Origin of the sequence: Planktotalea sp., assembly GCF_018607995.1 — a bacterium.
In the GTDB taxonomy this organism is placed as follows: domain Bacteria; phylum Pseudomonadota; class Alphaproteobacteria; order Rhodobacterales; family Rhodobacteraceae; genus Planktotalea.
This window is the reverse complement of record NZ_JABBAL010000008.1, coordinates 35,070-51,584: the sequence shown is the minus strand read 5'-3', so window position 1 is coordinate 51,584 and position 16,515 is coordinate 35,070. Positions and strand designations below refer to the sequence as shown.

17 protein-coding genes are annotated in these 16,515 nt (G+C 53.4%); 2 read left to right on the top strand and 15 right to left on the bottom strand.

Annotation, left to right across the window (positions count from 1 at the left end; genetic code table 11):
* Nucleotides 1-27 precede the first annotated feature (27 nt).
* A complete protein-coding gene (guaD, locus tag QZ280_RS02785) occupies nt 28-1,326 on the top strand; it encodes a guanine deaminase (RefSeq protein WP_293440863.1) in 1,299 nt (432 codons plus the stop codon).
* Nucleotide 1,327: 1 nt separating this feature from the next.
* On the opposite strand, the gene QZ280_RS02780 is transcribed toward guaD, so the two are convergent.
* The 4 genes from QZ280_RS02780 to QZ280_RS02765 all read right to left on the bottom strand — a co-directional run bounded on the left by QZ280_RS02780 (nt 1,328) and on the right by QZ280_RS02765 (nt 4,577).
* On the bottom strand, nt 1,328-1,783 hold the full coding sequence (locus QZ280_RS02780) for a CAP domain-containing protein (protein WP_293440861.1): 456 nt from the start codon (nt 1,781-1,783) through the stop codon (nt 1,328-1,330).
* Between the two features lie 58 nt (nt 1,784-1,841).
* Nucleotides 1,842-3,185 (bottom strand): 8-oxoguanine deaminase, encoded by a 1,344-nt coding sequence (locus QZ280_RS02775; protein ID WP_293440859.1) that lies wholly within the window; start codon nt 3,183-3,185, stop codon nt 1,842-1,844.
* Between the two features lie 128 nt (nt 3,186-3,313).
* Entirely contained in the window at nt 3,314-4,129 is an 816-nt protein-coding gene (gene hisN, locus QZ280_RS02770; protein WP_293440857.1) for a histidinol-phosphatase, read from the bottom strand.
* Nucleotides 4,130-4,199: 70 nt separating this feature from the next.
* Entirely contained in the window at nt 4,200-4,577 is a 378-nt protein-coding gene (locus tag QZ280_RS02765; RefSeq protein ID WP_293440854.1) for a helix-turn-helix transcriptional regulator, read from the bottom strand.
* A 309-nt stretch (nt 4,578-4,886) separates the two neighbouring features.
* Between QZ280_RS02765 and QZ280_RS02760 the strand changes: the two genes are divergently transcribed.
* Entirely contained in the window at nt 4,887-5,855 is a 969-nt protein-coding gene (locus tag QZ280_RS02760) for an NADPH:quinone oxidoreductase family protein (RefSeq protein ID WP_293440852.1), read from the top strand.
* Between the two features lie 202 nt (nt 5,856-6,057).
* On the opposite strand, the gene QZ280_RS02755 is transcribed toward QZ280_RS02760, so the two are convergent.
* The 11 genes from QZ280_RS02755 to QZ280_RS02705 are packed head-to-tail and all read right to left on the bottom strand — an operon-like array spanning nt 6,058 to nt 16,462.
* A complete protein-coding gene (locus QZ280_RS02755; protein WP_293440850.1) occupies nt 6,058-6,753 on the bottom strand; it encodes an RraA family protein in 696 nt (231 codons plus the stop codon).
* Between the two features lie 6 nt (nt 6,754-6,759).
* Entirely contained in the window at nt 6,760-7,887 is a 1,128-nt protein-coding gene (locus QZ280_RS02750; RefSeq protein WP_293440848.1) for a cobalamin-independent methionine synthase II family protein, read from the bottom strand.
* A gap of 33 nt (nt 7,888-7,920) precedes the next feature.
* A complete protein-coding gene (locus QZ280_RS02745) occupies nt 7,921-8,889 on the bottom strand; it encodes a cupin domain-containing protein (RefSeq protein ID WP_293440845.1) in 969 nt (322 codons plus the stop codon).
* A gap of 4 nt (nt 8,890-8,893) precedes the next feature.
* A complete protein-coding gene (locus QZ280_RS02740) occupies nt 8,894-9,862 on the bottom strand; it encodes an ester cyclase (RefSeq protein ID WP_293440842.1) in 969 nt (322 codons plus the stop codon).
* Nucleotides 9,859-10,878: a LacI family DNA-binding transcriptional regulator gene (locus QZ280_RS02735; protein ID WP_293440839.1), complete on the bottom strand. Its 1,020-nt coding sequence runs from the start codon at nt 10,876-10,878 to the stop codon at nt 9,859-9,861. Before QZ280_RS02735 ends, QZ280_RS02740 begins: the two co-directional genes overlap by 4 nt.
* On the bottom strand, nt 10,878-11,636 hold the full coding sequence (locus tag QZ280_RS02730) for an SDR family oxidoreductase (protein WP_293440836.1): 759 nt from the start codon (nt 11,634-11,636) through the stop codon (nt 10,878-10,880). The genes QZ280_RS02735 and QZ280_RS02730 overlap by 1 nt, the downstream gene beginning before the upstream one ends.
* Nucleotides 11,633-12,679 carry an ester cyclase gene (locus QZ280_RS02725; RefSeq protein WP_293440833.1) on the bottom strand — a complete coding sequence of 349 codons (1,047 nt, stop codon included), beginning with the start codon at nt 12,677-12,679 and terminating at the stop codon, nt 11,633-11,635. The genes QZ280_RS02730 and QZ280_RS02725 overlap by 4 nt, the downstream gene beginning before the upstream one ends.
* Nucleotides 12,680-14,008 carry a histidinol dehydrogenase gene (gene hisD / locus QZ280_RS02720; protein ID WP_293440831.1) on the bottom strand — a complete coding sequence of 443 codons (1,329 nt, stop codon included), beginning with the start codon at nt 14,006-14,008 and terminating at the stop codon, nt 12,680-12,682. It lies immediately after the preceding gene.
* Nucleotides 14,008-14,553, bottom strand: coding sequence for an ester cyclase (locus tag QZ280_RS02715; protein ID WP_293440829.1), 546 nt, complete (start codon nt 14,551-14,553; stop codon nt 14,008-14,010). The genes hisD and QZ280_RS02715 overlap by 1 nt, the downstream gene beginning before the upstream one ends.
* Nucleotides 14,550-15,431, bottom strand: coding sequence for a carbohydrate ABC transporter permease (locus QZ280_RS02710; RefSeq protein ID WP_293440826.1), 882 nt, complete (start codon nt 15,429-15,431; stop codon nt 14,550-14,552). Before QZ280_RS02710 ends, QZ280_RS02715 begins: the two co-directional genes overlap by 4 nt.
* Entirely contained in the window at nt 15,431-16,462 is a 1,032-nt protein-coding gene (locus QZ280_RS02705) for a sugar ABC transporter permease (RefSeq protein WP_293440824.1), read from the bottom strand. The genes QZ280_RS02710 and QZ280_RS02705 overlap by 1 nt, the downstream gene beginning before the upstream one ends.
* Nucleotides 16,463-16,515 lie beyond the last annotated feature (53 nt).

Below are 16,515 nucleotides of genomic sequence, written 5' to 3'. Positions count from 1 at the left end.
GGCACATGTTTCTGCTACGCAAGGCACATGACACAAAAGCACATTTTATCCGGCGATCTGTTGGTATTTCATGACGATCCGTTCGAGGTACCGCCCGAAGACGCCATCCAGATCCAAAGCGACGCCGCATTGCTGATCGAGAACGGCAAGATCACAGCGCGCGACAGCCGCGATACCCTTATCGTCGCCCATCCGGAGGCGACGCATCACCCCCATCCGAACAGGTTGATTTGCCCCGGTTTTATCGACGCGCATGTGCATTATCCGCAAACTGCGATGATTACCTCTTGGGGTAAACGGTTGATTGACTGGCTTAATACCTACACCTTCCCCGAGGAAATGCGCTTTGACGATCCAACCTATGCGGCGGAGATTTCAGCGCGCTATCTAGATCTGACGGCCGCCCATGGCACCACTACAATGGCGAGCTTTTGCACCATTCACCCAACTTCGGTTGAAGCCCTCTTCACAGAGGCTGCAAAGCGCGGACAAAGGATCGTTGCGGGCAAAACCTGCATGGATCGCAATGCGCCTGAAGGCCTGCGCGATACTGCGCAAACAAGCTATGACGAGAGCAAAGCATTGCTTGAAAAGTGGCATGGCGTCGGGCGCCTTTCCTATGCGATCACACCGCGGTTTTCGCCGACATCGACGCCAGAGCAACTAGCAGCGTTAGGCGCATTGTGGGCCGAAAACCCCGATTGCTTGATGCAAACCCATCTCAGCGAACAGGTGGATGAAATCGCATGGGTGAAGGATCTCTTCCCCAACGCGCGCGACTATCTCGACACGTATGAGGCATTCGGTTTGCTCGGGGGGCGTGGTGTTTATGGCCATGCGATCCATCTTGTGAAACGCGAAATTGATCGCTTGAAAGAAGTAGACGCAGCGCTGGTGCATTGTCCAACGTCCAACACATTCATAGGCTCGGGCCTGTTTGATATGGCGGGTTTAAAAGCACGCGGGATCAGCACAGGATTGGCGACAGATACGGGCGGCGGATCAAGTTTTTCGATGCTGCGCACGATGGCGGCCGCCTATGAGGTGGCACAGTTGAACGGCTCGGTCTTGCATGCAGGGCAGCTCTTGTGGCTCGCCACTGCAGGATCGGCGAAGTCTTTGCACTTGAGCGATAAAATAGGCACGCTTGAGCTCGGGATGGAGGCCGATATAGCAATTCTTGACCTCGCCTCCACTGCCGCAATTGCGCAGCGCTATAATAATGCGGCCCATCATTGGGATCGGATTTTTCCAACCCTTATGATGGGCGATGACCGCGCGATTGCAGAGGTTTGGATCGGTGGCGTGCAGCAGACCTTATGCTAGATCAGCACCCCGGCTTGCCAAGCACCATCACGTAATAATATTCCCCCGCTTGCGCCATGCCAAAGTGTATCGCATTTTTCGAGAGTAAATTCTTGCGGTGACCTTCGGATTTCTGCCAGCTTGCCAAGGCTTGCATAGCGCCCTTTTGGCCTTGCGAAATGTTCTCTGCGACGAAGCAAAACCCGTATACTTGGCGTATCACGCGATCCCCCGCACTCGATCCGTCTTGGCCCGTGTGGCTGAAGTAAGCTTTCACTTGAATGTCATTTGCATGGGCCTGCGCGGCGCGCCCCAAACGGCTATCAGGGGACAGTGCGGGCTGTCCATTGGCCACACGAATCGCGTTCACTTCGGACGCGATGCTTGCGCTCAAGCCACCGACGAGCTCCGCAACGACAGCAGCACCCCTAAAATTTTTGGTCGCACCAGAGCGGATACAACCCGTGGTCAAGGTCAAGGCAAGTAGACATTAAAGCAAAATACGCATCGCGAAATCCATCAAAGAGATTTAAACGTTACGCAGACAATAGAACCGCCAATTGATTCTGTCGCGCAATGGTTTTGGGTAGATCTATCGACGTCACCTGCCCCGACGCAACGACACGGCGACCTTCAATGAACAAATCCCGCACCTGCGTTGGCCCCGCCATCAAAAGTGCTGCGATATCCCAATTGCCAGCTGCCTCAATGCCGCTCATGTCCCAGATCGCTAGATCCGCACGTTTGCCAGCCGCGATCTGACCACAATCATCGCGACCCAGCACATCCGCGCCGCCGCGCGTGGCGATGCGTAACGCTTCGCGCGCACTCATCGCGTCGGCACCGTTTGAGACCCGTTGCAACAACATCGCTTGGCGCGCCTCAAGCACCAGATTACCCGCATCATTTGAAGCAGAACCATCCACGCCCAGACCTACTTTCACGCCTACATCACGCATTTGGCGCACAGGTGCGATACCCGATCCAAGGCGACAATTGGAACACGGACAATGCGCGACCCCTGTGCCGGATCGTGCAAATAAATCAATTTCTTGCCCATCAAGCTTCACACAATGCGCATGCCACACGTCGTCACCCGTCCAACCGAGATCTTCGGCATACTGACCGGGGCGACAGCCAAATTTTTCTAGCGAATAGGCGATATCTTCATCGTTCTCAGCTAAATGCGTGTGCAACATCACACCTTTGTCACGCGCCAAAACCGCAGCATCGCGCATCAAATCGCGGCTAACCGAAAACGGCGAACAGGGAGCCACACCCACACGGCACATGGACCCTTCAGCGCTGTCATGATGCGCATCAATTACGCGGATGCAGTCCTCTAAAATTGCCCGCTCTTGCTCAACCAACGCATCAGGCGGCAACCCGCCATCGCTTTCGCCAATCGACATGGATCCGCGCGTGGGATGAAAGCGCATGCCAATATCGGCAGCAGCTGCGATCGTGTCATCCAGACGCGATCCGTTGGGGTAAAGGTAGAGATGATCCGAAGTCAGCGTGCAGCCCGACAACATCAATTCTGCCAAACCGACTTGCGCAGAAACATACATTTCTTCTGGCCCAAAGCGCGACCAAATCGGGTAAAGCGTCTGCAACCAGCCAAAGAGCAACGCATCCTGCCCACCGGGCACCGCGCGGGTCAGCGATTGATACAAATGGTGATGCGTGTTGACCAGACCGGGCGTAATCAAACACCCCTTTGCGTCCAAAACAGTACCCTCACTTTGTAGGCCCTGCCCAACTTCGGCAATCACGCCACCTTGAATGCGAATATCGCAATCAAGCAATTCGCGCGATTGATCATCCATGCACAGCACGAGCTGCGCGTTGCGGATCAGAGTCTCGTTGGCTGTGTTCATGGCGCGTCCCTCTCACGTGTTGCCACGCTTTTTTCGGCTCTTCCGCGCGTGCAAAACACGAACGGTGACTGCGACAGAAAAAAGCGAAGGAATCGCAGTATACTAAAAATATTGTAACCTCAGGCGCACTATATCCTCAAGCTTTGGTTTATAATTCTAAGTGCTTTTGCGTGCAGCTCAGGCGTTGCAGCGGCCAAAGCGCGCCCGCCCTCATGCACTTTGCCACCCTGCCAATCCGTTACTATACCGCCCGCTGCTTCGATCACGGCTATGGGGGCGGCGATATCATAGGCGTTCAATCCGGCCTCGATCACCAAATCAATCTGACCCGCTGCCAACAACGCATAGGCGTAGCAATCACAACCAAATCGAGTGAGTTTCACCTCAGCCACGACCGCCTCAAAGGCGGCGCGTTCTTCAAGATGACCGACCTCTGGGAACGTGCTAAACAAGACTGCTTGATCCAAATCAGTGGTGGTGCGCACCCTCAGATCAGCATTGCCATGCGGACCAATCATCTCTGCGCGTCCAAACCCGCCACAAAACCGCTCGCCAATATAGGGCTGATCAATGATCCCAAGGCGCGGACCGCTCTCATCATTCAGGCTAAGCAAAACACCCCAGGTCGGCGTACCACTAATAAACCCGCGCGTGCCGTCGATCGGGTCCAAAACCCACGTAAGCCCGCTTGTGCCCTCGGTATTGCCAAACTCTTCACCAAGAATTGAATCCTGCGGGCGGCGCATGTGCAAGACTGCGCGCATCGCCTCTTCTGCGGCTTTATCCGCAATCGTTACAGGGTCAAATCCGTCGCGCTCTTTATTGTCAGCACTTAAACCGATTTGGCGAAAATGGGGTAGAATGGCAGCGCGCGCAGCTTCGGCTAATTCCTCGGCCACAGACCAAAGTTCGGCTTGAAACGCAACGCTATCAATATCTTGCATAATGTCCTGCTTAGGTTAGCACGCATGAAATTCTGCGTCTGAGCCAACTTAATGCACTATCCTAGAGCCATCAAGCGACGTCGCTTAGGACCCGCGCCAAATCGAACAAACGGCGGCGTTGCTCTTCCGGGATCGCGTAATAGGAACGTACCAGATCAAGCGCTTCTTTGTCGTTTAGGATGTCTGAGGGGACTGCACCAGCCTCTGCATCGCCAATCGCTGCGTCTTCGTTTTGCAGACCTGAAAAGAAGAAACTGACGTCTACTTCCAAGGATTCTGCAATATCCCACAGGCGGGATGCGCTGACACGGTTCGCCCCTGTCTCGTATCTCTGGATTTGCTGGAACTTAATTCCAACGGTCTCCGCAAGTTGCTGCTGAGTTACGCCGACAAGCCATCGACGATGTCGAATGCGTTTGCCAAAATGCACATCCACTGGATGCGCCATGATGCTTCCTTTCTGTTCATAATGCGGCATGTTCCGAGTGGCACAACATTCTAACCGCATATAGTGAGCTCAACGTTGTCGAAGCGTGACTAAACACGAGGTAGCGCATCTTCGCCAGAATACCTCTACAGAGTAAGTGGGGAATTGCCTGCGCTTAGGGGGAAATTCAGGTGACTTAACGCAAATTTGAGACTGATCAGATTAGTCCGGTGACTGCGCCCTTTGTTCAAGCGAACAAGTCTTTTGCCGCTACGCGCTTTGCGCTAGCGTTCCCTAAACAAATATCAGATCAGCAAAAATGAGGATTTCATGCGCGCATTTCAGGTCTCTAAAATTGGTGAACCCGCAGGGCTGTCTCAGGTCACCACTCCAAATGTAGCCCCTAGCGAGGCTTTGATTAAAATTGCAACCTGTGGGCTTAATTTCGCCGACCTATTAATGCAAACCGGCCAATATCAGGACACGCCTCCCGCCCCGTTCACCCTTGGGATGGAAGTTGCGGGCACGGTTGAAGCCCTTGGCGAGGAAGTTACGTCCCCCGCGATTGGCACCCGTGTTGCTGTTTTTGGCGGTCAGGGCGGGCTTGCGGACTACGGCACATACGACGCGCGCATCGCGATTGAGATCCCCGACAAGATGAGCATGACCGACGCCGCCGCCTTCCAAATTGCATATGGTACTAGCCATGTTGCACTCGGATATCGCGCCAATCTGCAAGCAGGCGAGACGCTTTTGGTGCTTGGCGCGGCGGGTGGTGTTGGCCTCACAGCGGTTGAAATCGGCAAACTCATGGGCGCGACTGTCATCGCCGTGGCCCGCGGTGCAGACAAGTTAGAGGTCGCGCGCAAAGCCGGTGCAGATCACGTGATTGACGCAGGCGTCCAGGATCTACGCGCACAGCTAAAAGCGCTCGGCGGCGTCGATGTAGTCTATGATCCAGTCGGCGGCGATCTGTTCAAAGCCGCCTTTCGCGCGTGCAAACCAGAGGCGCGCATCCTGTCCATCGGGTTTGCCAGCGGCGAAGTGCCGAAGGTAATGACCAACCATTTGCTGGTGAAAAACATCACAGTGATGGGCTTTTACTGGGGTGGGTATATGAAATTCAAACCCGATGTGATCGCCGGCAGCCTACGCGAATTATTCGCATGGTACGACGCTGGCAAGCTGCACCCCCACGTGAGTCACGTCTTACCCCTAGAGCAAGCGGCCGAAGGGATAGAGCTGCTGCGCACGCGCAAATCGACGGGCAAAGTGGTGATAGAAGTGGCGGCGGAGTGAGGATGGGCGTTTAGTTTTGTGAAGGTCAGCAGTGAGCCCGAACTTACAAATGCTGCAAGTAATTCAGATGTCTGCTTTGACGTCACGGCTGTTAGCGAACTTCCCTATAATAAAATCGCTGTATTGGGCTGCCTAACGAATTTACTTACTTTGACCGAACACCGTTACGCGGCTGCTCAAGAATGGCGCAGAAACTTGTGTTTTAAGTCCGGCTATTTTCAAACTGAGTCCAAGCTTTTTCAAACCTATCAAAATCAAAATCAGCTTTGCGGGCTGGTTCTAATATCAGGTGTTCTGTCGAGAGCAATTTCTCGATGGCTCCCTCCAACGTCTCGATGACGTCCTTGGGAAGGACAACCCCGCCATGGCGATCTGCGTGGATCAAATCGCCTTCCTCTACCACCATGCCGAAAATTTCGACGGGCGTTCCAATTTCTTTGACATGGACGAAACCATGGCTAGGGCCAATTGACCCTGCAACGACGGGATACCCCGAAGGTACATCCCCAAGGTCGCGCATGACACCGTTGGTCAGGGTGCCTGAAAGCCCAAAGCCTTTGTGCACTGTAGTATTGATTTCGCCCCAATAAGCACCGATGCAGTCTGGAAAATCCATATCCTCAACAACAGCGACCGCCGGCATGGGGGCTTGGGCCATGTGTCTATAATATGCCATGCGGCGTTCTTTGATCACCTCGGGTGGCTCGGTTGGGGCATTGACGGCAGCAATCCTGGCTGTTCGAGCGTAGCCAACCATCGCGGGCTCGTCCGGTGCGCTGCACAGCATTGTACCGCGCGTGAATGCATCAAAGCCGCGTTTTCCCTGCGCCACTTCGATGGCGTTGCAAACCGTTGGTGTGTCCACTGATTGCAAGCATTTGAGTAAAGATGGGGTCATGATCGGTTATCCTTTTACCAGTGCGGCACCCTCAGAAAGGCTGGTGAGCTTGGCATATGCGATGTCTGGATCAACCGCGCCGAACCCCGCAAAGGTTCCGAACCCGCAGTCAGAGCCCGCGATAACGCGATCTGTTCCGATGATTCCGGTGAACCGTTCAACCCGCTGTGCCACCAATTCTGGGTGTTCGACAAAGTTTGTGGTAGTGTCAACCACACCCGGTACAAGGATTTTGTTTTCAGGGATTTCAGACTTACGATCACGGAAAACGGTCCATTCATGAGCGTGGCGCGGATTGGATGTTTCAAACAGAAGGTATTGGGCTTTGGCGGACATCAGGGTCGAGAAAACGGTCTCCATCGGGATATCGCAACAATGCGGTCCCTCGTAATTGCCCCAACAGATGTGAATGCGTACCTTGTCCTCTGGGACGTTTTCCAAAGCGTGATTTAGGGCTTCCACATGGGATGCCGCCACCTTTAGGAATTCTGTGTCCGATAGGTCTTGGAACAGCATGTGCCGCGACAAAGCCAGATCAGGGCAATCCAATTGTAGATCAAGGCCAGAGGCAACAATGGTTTCGTATTCTACGCGCATCGCGTCTGCGAGGGCCGCAAGATATGCCTCACGCGTTTTGTAGTAATCGTTTTGCAGGAATAGCGAAATCACCCCCGGTGATGCAGCATTCATAAAGCCCCGTTTGGCACCGTGCTTAGCCATCGCGCCCTTTAGATTATCGATGTCTTTTTGCAACTCACCTTGGCCTTTTGATGTCACGTCTCCTGTGCACATTGGGCGCGCATATTGCGGTGTCCCACCATCATCGGCCAGTCTATTCAAGAACCCAGGAAACATCTTTAGGTCGGCTGGCGCATTGCGGGGGCTGTCGCCGGAAAACCCTGTGTAGCGGTCCTTAACGTATGTGGCATACGAGATTTTCGAGGTCTCGCCATCGCTTACAATATCAATACCGGCTTTGACCTGTTTGGCGACTGTTTCATCAACAGCTGAAGTCATCGCCTTGTCAAAAGCGGCTTGGTCGAAAGGTTGTTCGTTTTCGCGTGCAAAAATGAAATCAACAACATCTTGAGTTCGAGGCAAGCTGCCAACATGTGAGGTCAGGATTTTGGTCATGGTACTTCTTTCAAATTTTTTTTCAGCAAGGTGCTATTTTCCGGTCCAGGTTGGTCCCGCTGGATCGTCGTTGGAAATAACACGATAAAGGCTGGCTTCGCCTGTCATGGAGGGGTTCAGGTTATGCGCAAAACCTGCAGGCAGCAGGCATGTATCACCGGGGTTTAAGGTTGATGCTCCCCCCTCCCAAGACAGTTGCCAGTGGCCGCGCATCGGCATCAAGACAACGGAATGTTCAATCGAGATTGGATTATCGCTCAACGATCCGCGCCCAAGGAATTCAACATCAAAGCCCGGTTTATCGGGTAGGATTGCGTCTTCTCCGATGACTTTGGCAGGTGATTTACCAGCCAGTCCCATCAGATCAAGATAACGTGCCACATGGCGTGGGATTACATCCAATGCGGTGGGTTCAGATATTTTGGCAAGCACTGCATCACTTAAAACTGGCATTGGATTTACACCGTCAGGCAGTGTCGCCCCTTGCTTGGTATCATACAGCTGCCCGTTTTCACCCAATACCAGCCCGTGCTGTGCTGCGTCTTGGATCACTTGTGGTGCCCAAGTTACGCCGCCACCCGCATCGTCACCACCGAGAACTGCCATGATCATTCCGTAATCAGTCCCGATGTTTTCAAAGCCGCGAAAGATGCCCGTCGGGATATTGATGATATCGCCTTCTTCAAGCGTGACCTCACCCGCATCGCCCCAGCGTCCCCAAAAGAACCGCCAGCGCCCTTTCAGGACAAAGAACACCTCGGCCGTCGTGTGGCTGTGTAGCGAGTTACGGCATTTGGGTGGTTGGCCCGCAGCCCCAATGTTAAAGCCAGGTGTGTCATTTATGTGCACATGTTGGTCGGCACTTTCACTCACTCCACCACCAATGATGGTGAAGTTTTCCTTTTGATCGCTGCCGGGGGTATGGGCATCGATAAAGGCCGTTTTGCAAGGAATCAGGTCACCGTACCGGACAACCCGTTTTTCCATTTCTGCTGGTGTCATGGCATTACCCCGTCTTCATCGCGATCTGTTTCCAGATCGAAGTTTCGTCAAAAAGTGTGTATTCGCGGCGAATGCCCCATGGGCCAAACTCAACATGGCTGGCTCCCATCACATGAACTTCTGAACCTGACGGTTCACCAAATGCGCCCCATCCATCGTGCTTGCCCGTTAGGCTCCAACGGATGGCGGCACGTGGTGACATCATCGGGTCTTCGCGTCCGATTTGATGGTCAATTGTGAAGCTGGCAGATGGGAACGCGGCGCGCAGGCCGATCCAAAAATCATCGACGCCATCCGTGGAAATCAGTTCCTTTCCACCTGGGTAAAACCCTGTCACCGCACGGTCGTATTCGGCTGGGATAACGCCCAGGTCGGCACCCATAATGCGGTTCAAGATATCGGCGTATTTGGCACCCCATTCATTGTCATTGCCGCGACCCGTGTATGGACCGGCCTTGTCGATAGAGGGATGGAAGGGCTGCACGCACTTGTCAGCGCCGCCTTCGCGTTCGATCAAATCGATCGCGTATTCTTTTGGGTCCCAGCCAAGCTGGCGGACCACGGCCCCTTGATCACGGATCAACCATTCGTCATTGATTTGATTGTCGATCGCATGACAATCAGCAATCACACGGTAACGCAGCTTTTTGCCGGTTGCTTTGCCATAGACACCATTACCCAGATGGGTCGCTGTTGTTAAAATGCGGTGGGACGACAGCATGCCCTCTTCGGGCGTACCAGACCAAATCACATCCTCACCAAGCAACCGCCGATCAGGGAATTCAGCAAGCGTTGCCATAGTGGCACCAATTACGCCTTCATTCCCGAACACAATGGACCCCGGAGAGCGTACCGGAATATCGGGGGCATAATAGTGATGCAAAGTTGCAAGGTTGCGATGTTCCCAAATTTCTTGGGTGATCCCCAGAATATAATCAGGGAAATCGGCGAACCGATTTGAAAAACCTTTCATCGGGTCCATCCTCCTGGAATTTTGGCAGAGCTTCTGATGACAAGCGGGCTATCCACTTTGATATGGCGGGGCTCAGAGGCCGGGTTGCTGATTTTGTCCAACATCAGCACGACGGTTTCTTGAACCATGACGTTGGCGCGTTGGCGCACGGTGGTGAGGTCATACGCGGCCCAAGCCGAGGGCGGCACGTCGTCATACCCGATGACACTGACATCCGTTGGAATACTCAATGCCAGCTCGCTACGGATGACGTCCATCACGGCAAATGCCATGTGATCTGTCGCGACAAAGACGGCATCTGGTGGCGTCGGGCAGTCAAACATTTGACGTGCGGCCTCTTTGGCACCCTCAACGGTAAACTGGCCCATCCCGTGCGCAACAAGCGGCAAGCCGGCTTGGGCCAAGCCATCTCTAAAACCGGCTTCACGTTCGCGTTGGGTGGACGCACCTTCCCAACCGCCGATATAGGCGATATGCTTGTGACCGGCCGCAGCAAAAAAGGCTGCAACGGATTGACCACCAGCAAAGTTGTTTGAGGTGACAGCAGAGTGGTCCGATGTATCTTGCGAGCGATTGAACAAAACGACGGGTACGCCCGCCGCTTCACATCGTGCCGTCAAATCACTTGATAGGCCAACACTGGCCGTGATGATGCCATCAACTTGGTAATCCAATAATTCGTCGATTACTTGACCTGTCGATTGGGTATCGTTCGATGCCATGAAGACCAGAACGTGATAGCCTTCTGCTTGCAATGAGTTCGATAGTTTCTCGAGTGCCAACGGATAAAAATAGTTGTCCAAGTAGGCGACGATCAATCCGATGATACGGCTTTTACCGGTGATCAATGATCTGGCGAGGACATTGGGCCGATAGCCAAGTTCCAAAGCCGCTTCGCGAACCTTAAGCGCGGTTTTTGGGCTAACCGACGCCCCTTTGGTGAAAACGCGGCTCACGGCTGATTGGCTGACACCAGCCAGTTGCGCGACTTGCAAAGATGTAACGCGATCTGCCATCAGCCTGCTGTCCAACCTCCGTCCACAAGCAAATGCGTACCTGTGACCAACGATGAGGCATCTGATGCCAGATAAAGCGCAGCACCCATGATATCTTGGACCTCGCCCATACTGTCCAGTTTGATTTTATCTTTGATCCATTTGGAGCGCTCAGGGTCATCCAAAGTGACTTGGGTCAGCGGCGTGCGAACAAAGGTTGGGCAAATGGTGTTGATGCGGATGCCCAATGATCCCCATTCAATCGCCATGCTTTTTATCATCCCTTCGAGCGCGTGTTTGGATGCACAGTAGACCGTTCGATCTGTACCGCCGACATGGCCCATTTGCGATGAAATATGGATGATTGATCCGGCCATATTCGCGGCCTTCATAGCCTGCGCTGCGTAGGTTGATAAGAAATAGGCGGACCGCAGATTGATATCCATCACCACGTCAAAATCCTCGGGCAAGGTTTCTAAGGCGGGTTTGTGGCGTGCCATTCCCGCTGAATTGATGACGACATCAAATGGGGTCTGCATCACCTCTTTTAATAATCCAAGGTTGGCTTGATCCAGGATGAGCGGCCGCGCATCCCATCGTTTAGCTGTCATCGCCTCTACCGTTTCATTCAAACGATCAGCGCCGCGGGCTGCGCAGACAACGGATGCGCCCGCTTGGGCCATAGCAACAGCACAGGCTTGACCTATCCCAGAAGAAGCACCGGTGACTAAAGCACGTTTGCCTTGCAACGAAAACGATGGGGTGGAGGGTAAGTTCATGCGCTATCTCCGACCGGAAAATTTAAAGCCGACATATTCCGCGCTTTGTTGAATTCGCGCAACCTTGCAAACACGTCAACGCCGAGTTGTCGGTATACATCCAGCAGGTCGACCAAAACCCAGTTTTCGCGAATCTTGCCACCGTCCAAACGCCAGAAATCTATGGACCGCATTTCGATCTTTTGCCCGTTCGGCGCAATTCCCATCCATCCCGATCCCGTCACTGTTTGCACCATATCAGGCCATCCCGTTACAGCGACGTAATCGCCTTCAGCGAAGAAATGGAAGGTGGTTTCATCGGGAAACTGCCCGCGATCAGGCATTGCGTTCAGAAAAGGAATTTGGTGCCAATGGCGAAAGCCGGCAATGCCACGCGCCGTTCCAATCCCAGCGGGGCCGTACCATGTCATCTTGGGGTGCCAGAAGCGTTCAAGCTCCATAGCCTCCACAGGTTCTGCGGGATGACGGGTAAGTGCTGTCAGCATATTCAGTACTTGGTTTTGGCAGTATTGCGCGCGTTCGGTTTGCCCCGTCGCATCCGTCAGGCCGTCTTGTGTGATCGGGCCAGGTGTGTGCCATTCACGGCCCAAACTTGGGGCCATGGGCCATGCGTTGGCTTGCATCATCAACTCTGGAATATCCCATATGGCCTGAACCTCGACCACAAGCCCATCAACGATGCGGTAAAATTCGTGAAAGCGCATGTGGGCCAAATGACCCGTTGGTGGAATGTCCAAAAAGGGGGCGGCGAAGGTTCCGATATAGGAGCCACAGCACCCAATCCAATCGTTGCCCTCTGGCGTTTGCCCACTGACAAGGATCGTGTCGCGCCGCTCGAGATCAGGTATTGCTTTGGCCAAGGGGGCAAAGCAGCTGTCATAAAAAGTATCCGCGGAAAGGTCACCAAAGGGGTGACACATATGAACAACCGCGTCGGGTGTCATGTGTTGCTTAAGAGCCGTTTGCACGTTTGCTGCATCAAAATCACGTAGGGCCGCCAGTAGCGGATGGATCGAGTTGGCATTGTCACGCGCCGTATTCATTTATTTATCCGCATCCCGACAAGGCGCGCCTGTGCCATAGGGGACGTTTATCCCACCATATCGCCGAACACGGATATTGCATTGTTCTGCATGGCCAACAAAGCCCTCGAGCATACACAAACGGCTGCCATATTCGCCCACAAGAGTTGCGGCCTCGTCAGTTGTTATTTTTTGGTAAGAGTGGGTCTTAAGGAATTTTCCTACCCAAAGCCCACCTGTATAACGCCCGGCCTTTTTGGTTGGTAAAGTGTGATTGGTCCCGATTACTTTGTCCCCATTTGAAACGTTGGTGCGTGCGCCAAGAAACAACGCTCCGTAGCACGTCATGTGTTCCAAGAACCAATCATCACGGTCAGTCATAACCTGCACGTGCTCGGATGCGATATCATCCGCAACGGCAAGCATTTCGTTGTAGGTATCGCATAAAACGACTTCGCCGTAATCGGCCCAACTGACAGATGCCGTGTCTGCAGTGGGAAGGATTTTCAGCAAGCGATCAATTTCACGCAAGGTATCTTCGGCCAATTTGCGAGAGTTGGTCAGCAAAACGGCGGGGCTGTTATAGCCGTGCTCGGCTTGGCCCAGAAGGTCTGTGGCGCATAGCTCACCGTCTACGGTTTCGTCTGCAATGACCATCGTTTCAGTCGGGCCAGCAAACAGATCAATCCCAACGCGGCCAAACAGTTGACGCTTGGCCTCCGCTACAAAGGCGTTGCCCGGGCCAACAAGCATATGCACTGCTTCGATGGTTTCGGTGCCAATCGCCATCGCGCCGACGGCTTGGATGCCGCCCATAACGTGAATTTCATGCGCACCACCCAGATGCATGGCTGCGATCACGGCGGCATTTGGTTTGCCGTTGAACGGTGGAGTGCAGGCAATGATCCGTGGAACACCCGCAACGGTCGCGGTGGCCACAGACATATGGGCGGATGCGACCATCGGAAATTTACCACCCGGAACGTAGCATCCAACCGATTGCACGGGGATATTTTTGTGGCCCAAGATAACGCCGGGCATGGTTTCAACTTCGACATCCAACATGCTGTCGCGCTGGGCTTGGGCGAAATTGCGGACCTGTTCCTGCGCGAATTTGATGTCGGCCAATTCACGATCCGAAAGGGAGGCAATGAGATCATCGATTTCAGTTTGCGACAGTCTGAATGACGCGGGCGTATAGTTGTCGAACTTTGCTGACAGATCACGCACTGCGGCGTCGCCACGAAGCTCAATATCTTTCAATGTAGTTTCGACAACCGCTTTGGTTTTAGCGTCGTCTTCGGCACGCTCTGTATCGGGTTTGCCACGTTTTAGATATTCTACAGCCATCAGTTCTGTCCTCTTTGTGTCGTTGGGGTGGGCGGTGTTTTCTCACCACGGTCATAGGTTTCCCATCCGTGACCGTTGAATACATCTACGCCCAATTGTGCCAGTACATGCGGAAAATCGACCATCACCCAATTATCGGTGATCTTGCCATTCTCCACTTTCCAAAAATCCATATAGCGAATTTGGATACGTTTGCCTGTGGGTTCTACACCCATAAAGGTTCCCGAATGCAATGCCTCTTGCCGCCCAAAGGCAGCGGCCCATTCGCCCATGTAAAGGCGGGCCTCATCAACGCAAACCTTGTCGGAAAACGCCGCTTGGAATGGCTTTTGCCAGTTGTCTTGGAATTCTTTGATGCCCTCTTTGGTTCCGCAGCCTGTGTTGCCCATCCAGCTGAACCCTTGGCTAAAAAATTCGCCAATGTCCGCAATTCGGTGGTCATTAAGGCCATCCACCATTCCTTCGATAACCGCGCGGGTTTCTTCGGTTTTTGACATGTCCGTGTCGCGAGATAGGATCGCTTGTTCTGGTCGTGCTCCGCTCATCCTTTTACGGCTCCTGCTGTGAGGCCACTGACAATTTGGCGTTGGAAGAACAGGATCAAAACGAACAAGGGAGCTGTTGCAGAAACAACGGCAGCGACCGCAAACATCACGTTGCCTTCAGTCTGGGTTGTCCCCAAGAAGCTGGCGATTTTTGGCACCATGGTTTGGTTCGCTTGGCTCAGCAGTGTCGCCGTGACGGTGAAGTCATTGTAAGCCAGCAGGAATGAAAACAATCCTGTCGTAACAACACCCGGCCACATGACGGGCACGATAACATGACGGAACGCTTGAAAGCGGGTGCAGCCATCGACCATCGCACTTTCGTCCAGGTCCTTAGGGATATTGAGGAAGAAACTGTGCAACATCCACAGTGTGAACGGTTGGTTGATCGCCACCATAACGATGATCGTCGTGGGCAGATGGCCCCAAAGGTTCCATTCAAAGAACGGCAACAGATAGCCTGACACCAAAGTAATGTGCGGCATCGCCCGAAATACCAGCGCAAGCATTAGCAAATAAAACGCGTATTTCTTGCCAGAGCGGGCAAGCGCATACCCACCCAACGTGCCAAGAGTAAGCGAAATAATAACAACCGAAACGACAATAAGCATGGTATTCAGGACAGCACGCCAGAACTCTTGTGTCACCCAAGCGCCGTAATACCCCTTGCCTGTGAACGCAGCACCTGTTTCGATTTGGGTGCGCGCACCGGTGATGGCATTGGTCCAATCCGCCTTAGAAAAGAAATCGCCTTGGACTTTGAATGACCCCCAAAGGGTCCAAAGGAACGGGAAACCAGCGGCCACGATCCAGACCAGAACGAGGCCCCAAATGACCATGTTCAAAACAGGTGAACGGCGATGAACGATATCAGACATCAAACCACCTTCTGGTTAAAGTCACGCCAAGTGCGGATCAAGACAGGGATCAGCAAAATGGCAACACCAAGGATCGTAAGGACCGAAGTCGCGCCAGCAGAGCCGAAGAACTGGCTCTCGGTGCCGACAAGATCATTGTAGATGATCCACGACAAAGAGGTCGCGCTGGCCTGGGCCGAAAAGCTAATGATCGGTTCGAGTACACGAAAATTATCCATCAACTGGATCAGCGAAATAAAGACTGTCAGCGGCATGAGGTGAGGCAAAACAACGTAGCGTGTCCGTTCCCATCGAGACGCCCCATCAATCATTGCGGCCTCCATCGTGTCCGAAGGCACGGTTTGCAGACCCGCATAAAAGACGATGAACGCAAAGGGCGCGGAATGCCAAACGCCGTAGACCATCAGCATGATCCACGTGAGCGTTGGAGAGGCTTTGAGCGACAGATCAGGATCATCAAAAATCCACTGGAGCGTCGAGCCAATGACGCCGTTTGCATCAATCATCCAGAACAAGATCAAGGCCCCAATCAAGGGGGTCACGATCATGGGTAAAAGGGAGATAAAGATCGTTGGCCCTTTGATCCGCTTGGGCAGTGTGTTCACACCAAGCGCGATCATGAAGCCAAAGATAAGGACCAGCGGTGTCACGACAAATGTGTAGGTCAGCGTAAAGGCCAGCGCACGGTAAAAGGGCAAATTCAACGCTTTTGAAATGAAGTCGGCAAAGCCATTGCTGGACTGCCATGCCTCACCAATTTCGGCGACGGCGAGGTGATTTCGGTTGGTATAGGTGCCAAGGCCGTTGAACTGCCCGAGGGGGCGTTCTTTTTTCAACTTGGCGGTTTCCTCAACGTCGACCTGTAATTCTTGTTTGCAGCCAAAGGGTCCGCAATTTTCAACTTCGACCATAACGGCTTCGTGTTCGATATGTAGAGACTGCAACGCGACAGAAACAATCGGCAAAGCGATGAACAGCACCATCGTTATCAACGATGGCAAAATAAACCAAAAGAAGGTGCGGTTTTTCATCAGGCTTGCCTAGGCGTTACAGGTGATAGGAAAAGGGTGACAGGAGACAGCGT

Bases quoted from the DNA above. Each gene is read 5' to 3' on its own strand.
- guaD (WP_293440863.1), top strand. From the start codon at position 28: ATGACACAAAAGCACATTTTATCCGGCGATCTGTTGGTATTTCATGAC.
- QZ280_RS02775 (WP_293440859.1), bottom strand. From the start codon at position 3,185: ATGAACACAGCCAACGAGACTCTGATCCGCAACGCGCAGCTCGTGCTG.
- hisN (WP_293440857.1), bottom strand. From the start codon at position 4,129: ATGCAAGATATTGATAGCGTTGCGTTTCAAGCCGAACTTTGGTCTGTG.
- QZ280_RS02765 (WP_293440854.1), bottom strand. From the start codon at position 4,577: ATGGCGCATCCAGTGGATGTGCATTTTGGCAAACGCATTCGACATCGT.
- QZ280_RS02760 (WP_293440852.1), top strand. From the start codon at position 4,887: ATGCGCGCATTTCAGGTCTCTAAAATTGGTGAACCCGCAGGGCTGTCT.
- QZ280_RS02755 (WP_293440850.1), bottom strand. From the start codon at position 6,753: ATGACCCCATCTTTACTCAAATGCTTGCAATCAGTGGACACACCAACG.
- QZ280_RS02750 (WP_293440848.1), bottom strand. From the start codon at position 7,887: ATGACCAAAATCCTGACCTCACATGTTGGCAGCTTGCCTCGAACTCAA.
- QZ280_RS02745 (WP_293440845.1), bottom strand. From the start codon at position 8,889: ATGACACCAGCAGAAATGGAAAAACGGGTTGTCCGGTACGGTGACCTG.
- QZ280_RS02740 (WP_293440842.1), bottom strand. From the start codon at position 9,862: ATGAAAGGTTTTTCAAATCGGTTCGCCGATTTCCCTGATTATATTCTG.
- QZ280_RS02735 (WP_293440839.1), bottom strand. From the start codon at position 10,878: ATGGCAGATCGCGTTACATCTTTGCAAGTCGCGCAACTGGCTGGTGTC.
- QZ280_RS02730 (WP_293440836.1), bottom strand. From the start codon at position 11,636: ATGAACTTACCCTCCACCCCATCGTTTTCGTTGCAAGGCAAACGTGCT.
- QZ280_RS02725 (WP_293440833.1), bottom strand. From the start codon at position 12,679: ATGAATACGGCGCGTGACAATGCCAACTCGATCCATCCGCTACTGGCG.
- hisD (WP_293440831.1), bottom strand. From the start codon at position 14,008: ATGGCTGTAGAATATCTAAAACGTGGCAAACCCGATACAGAGCGTGCC.
- QZ280_RS02715 (WP_293440829.1), bottom strand. From the start codon at position 14,553: ATGAGCGGAGCACGACCAGAACAAGCGATCCTATCTCGCGACACGGAC.
- QZ280_RS02710 (WP_293440826.1), bottom strand. From the start codon at position 15,431: ATGTCTGATATCGTTCATCGCCGTTCACCTGTTTTGAACATGGTCATT.
- QZ280_RS02705 (WP_293440824.1), bottom strand. From the start codon at position 16,462: ATGAAAAACCGCACCTTCTTTTGGTTTATTTTGCCATCGTTGATAACG.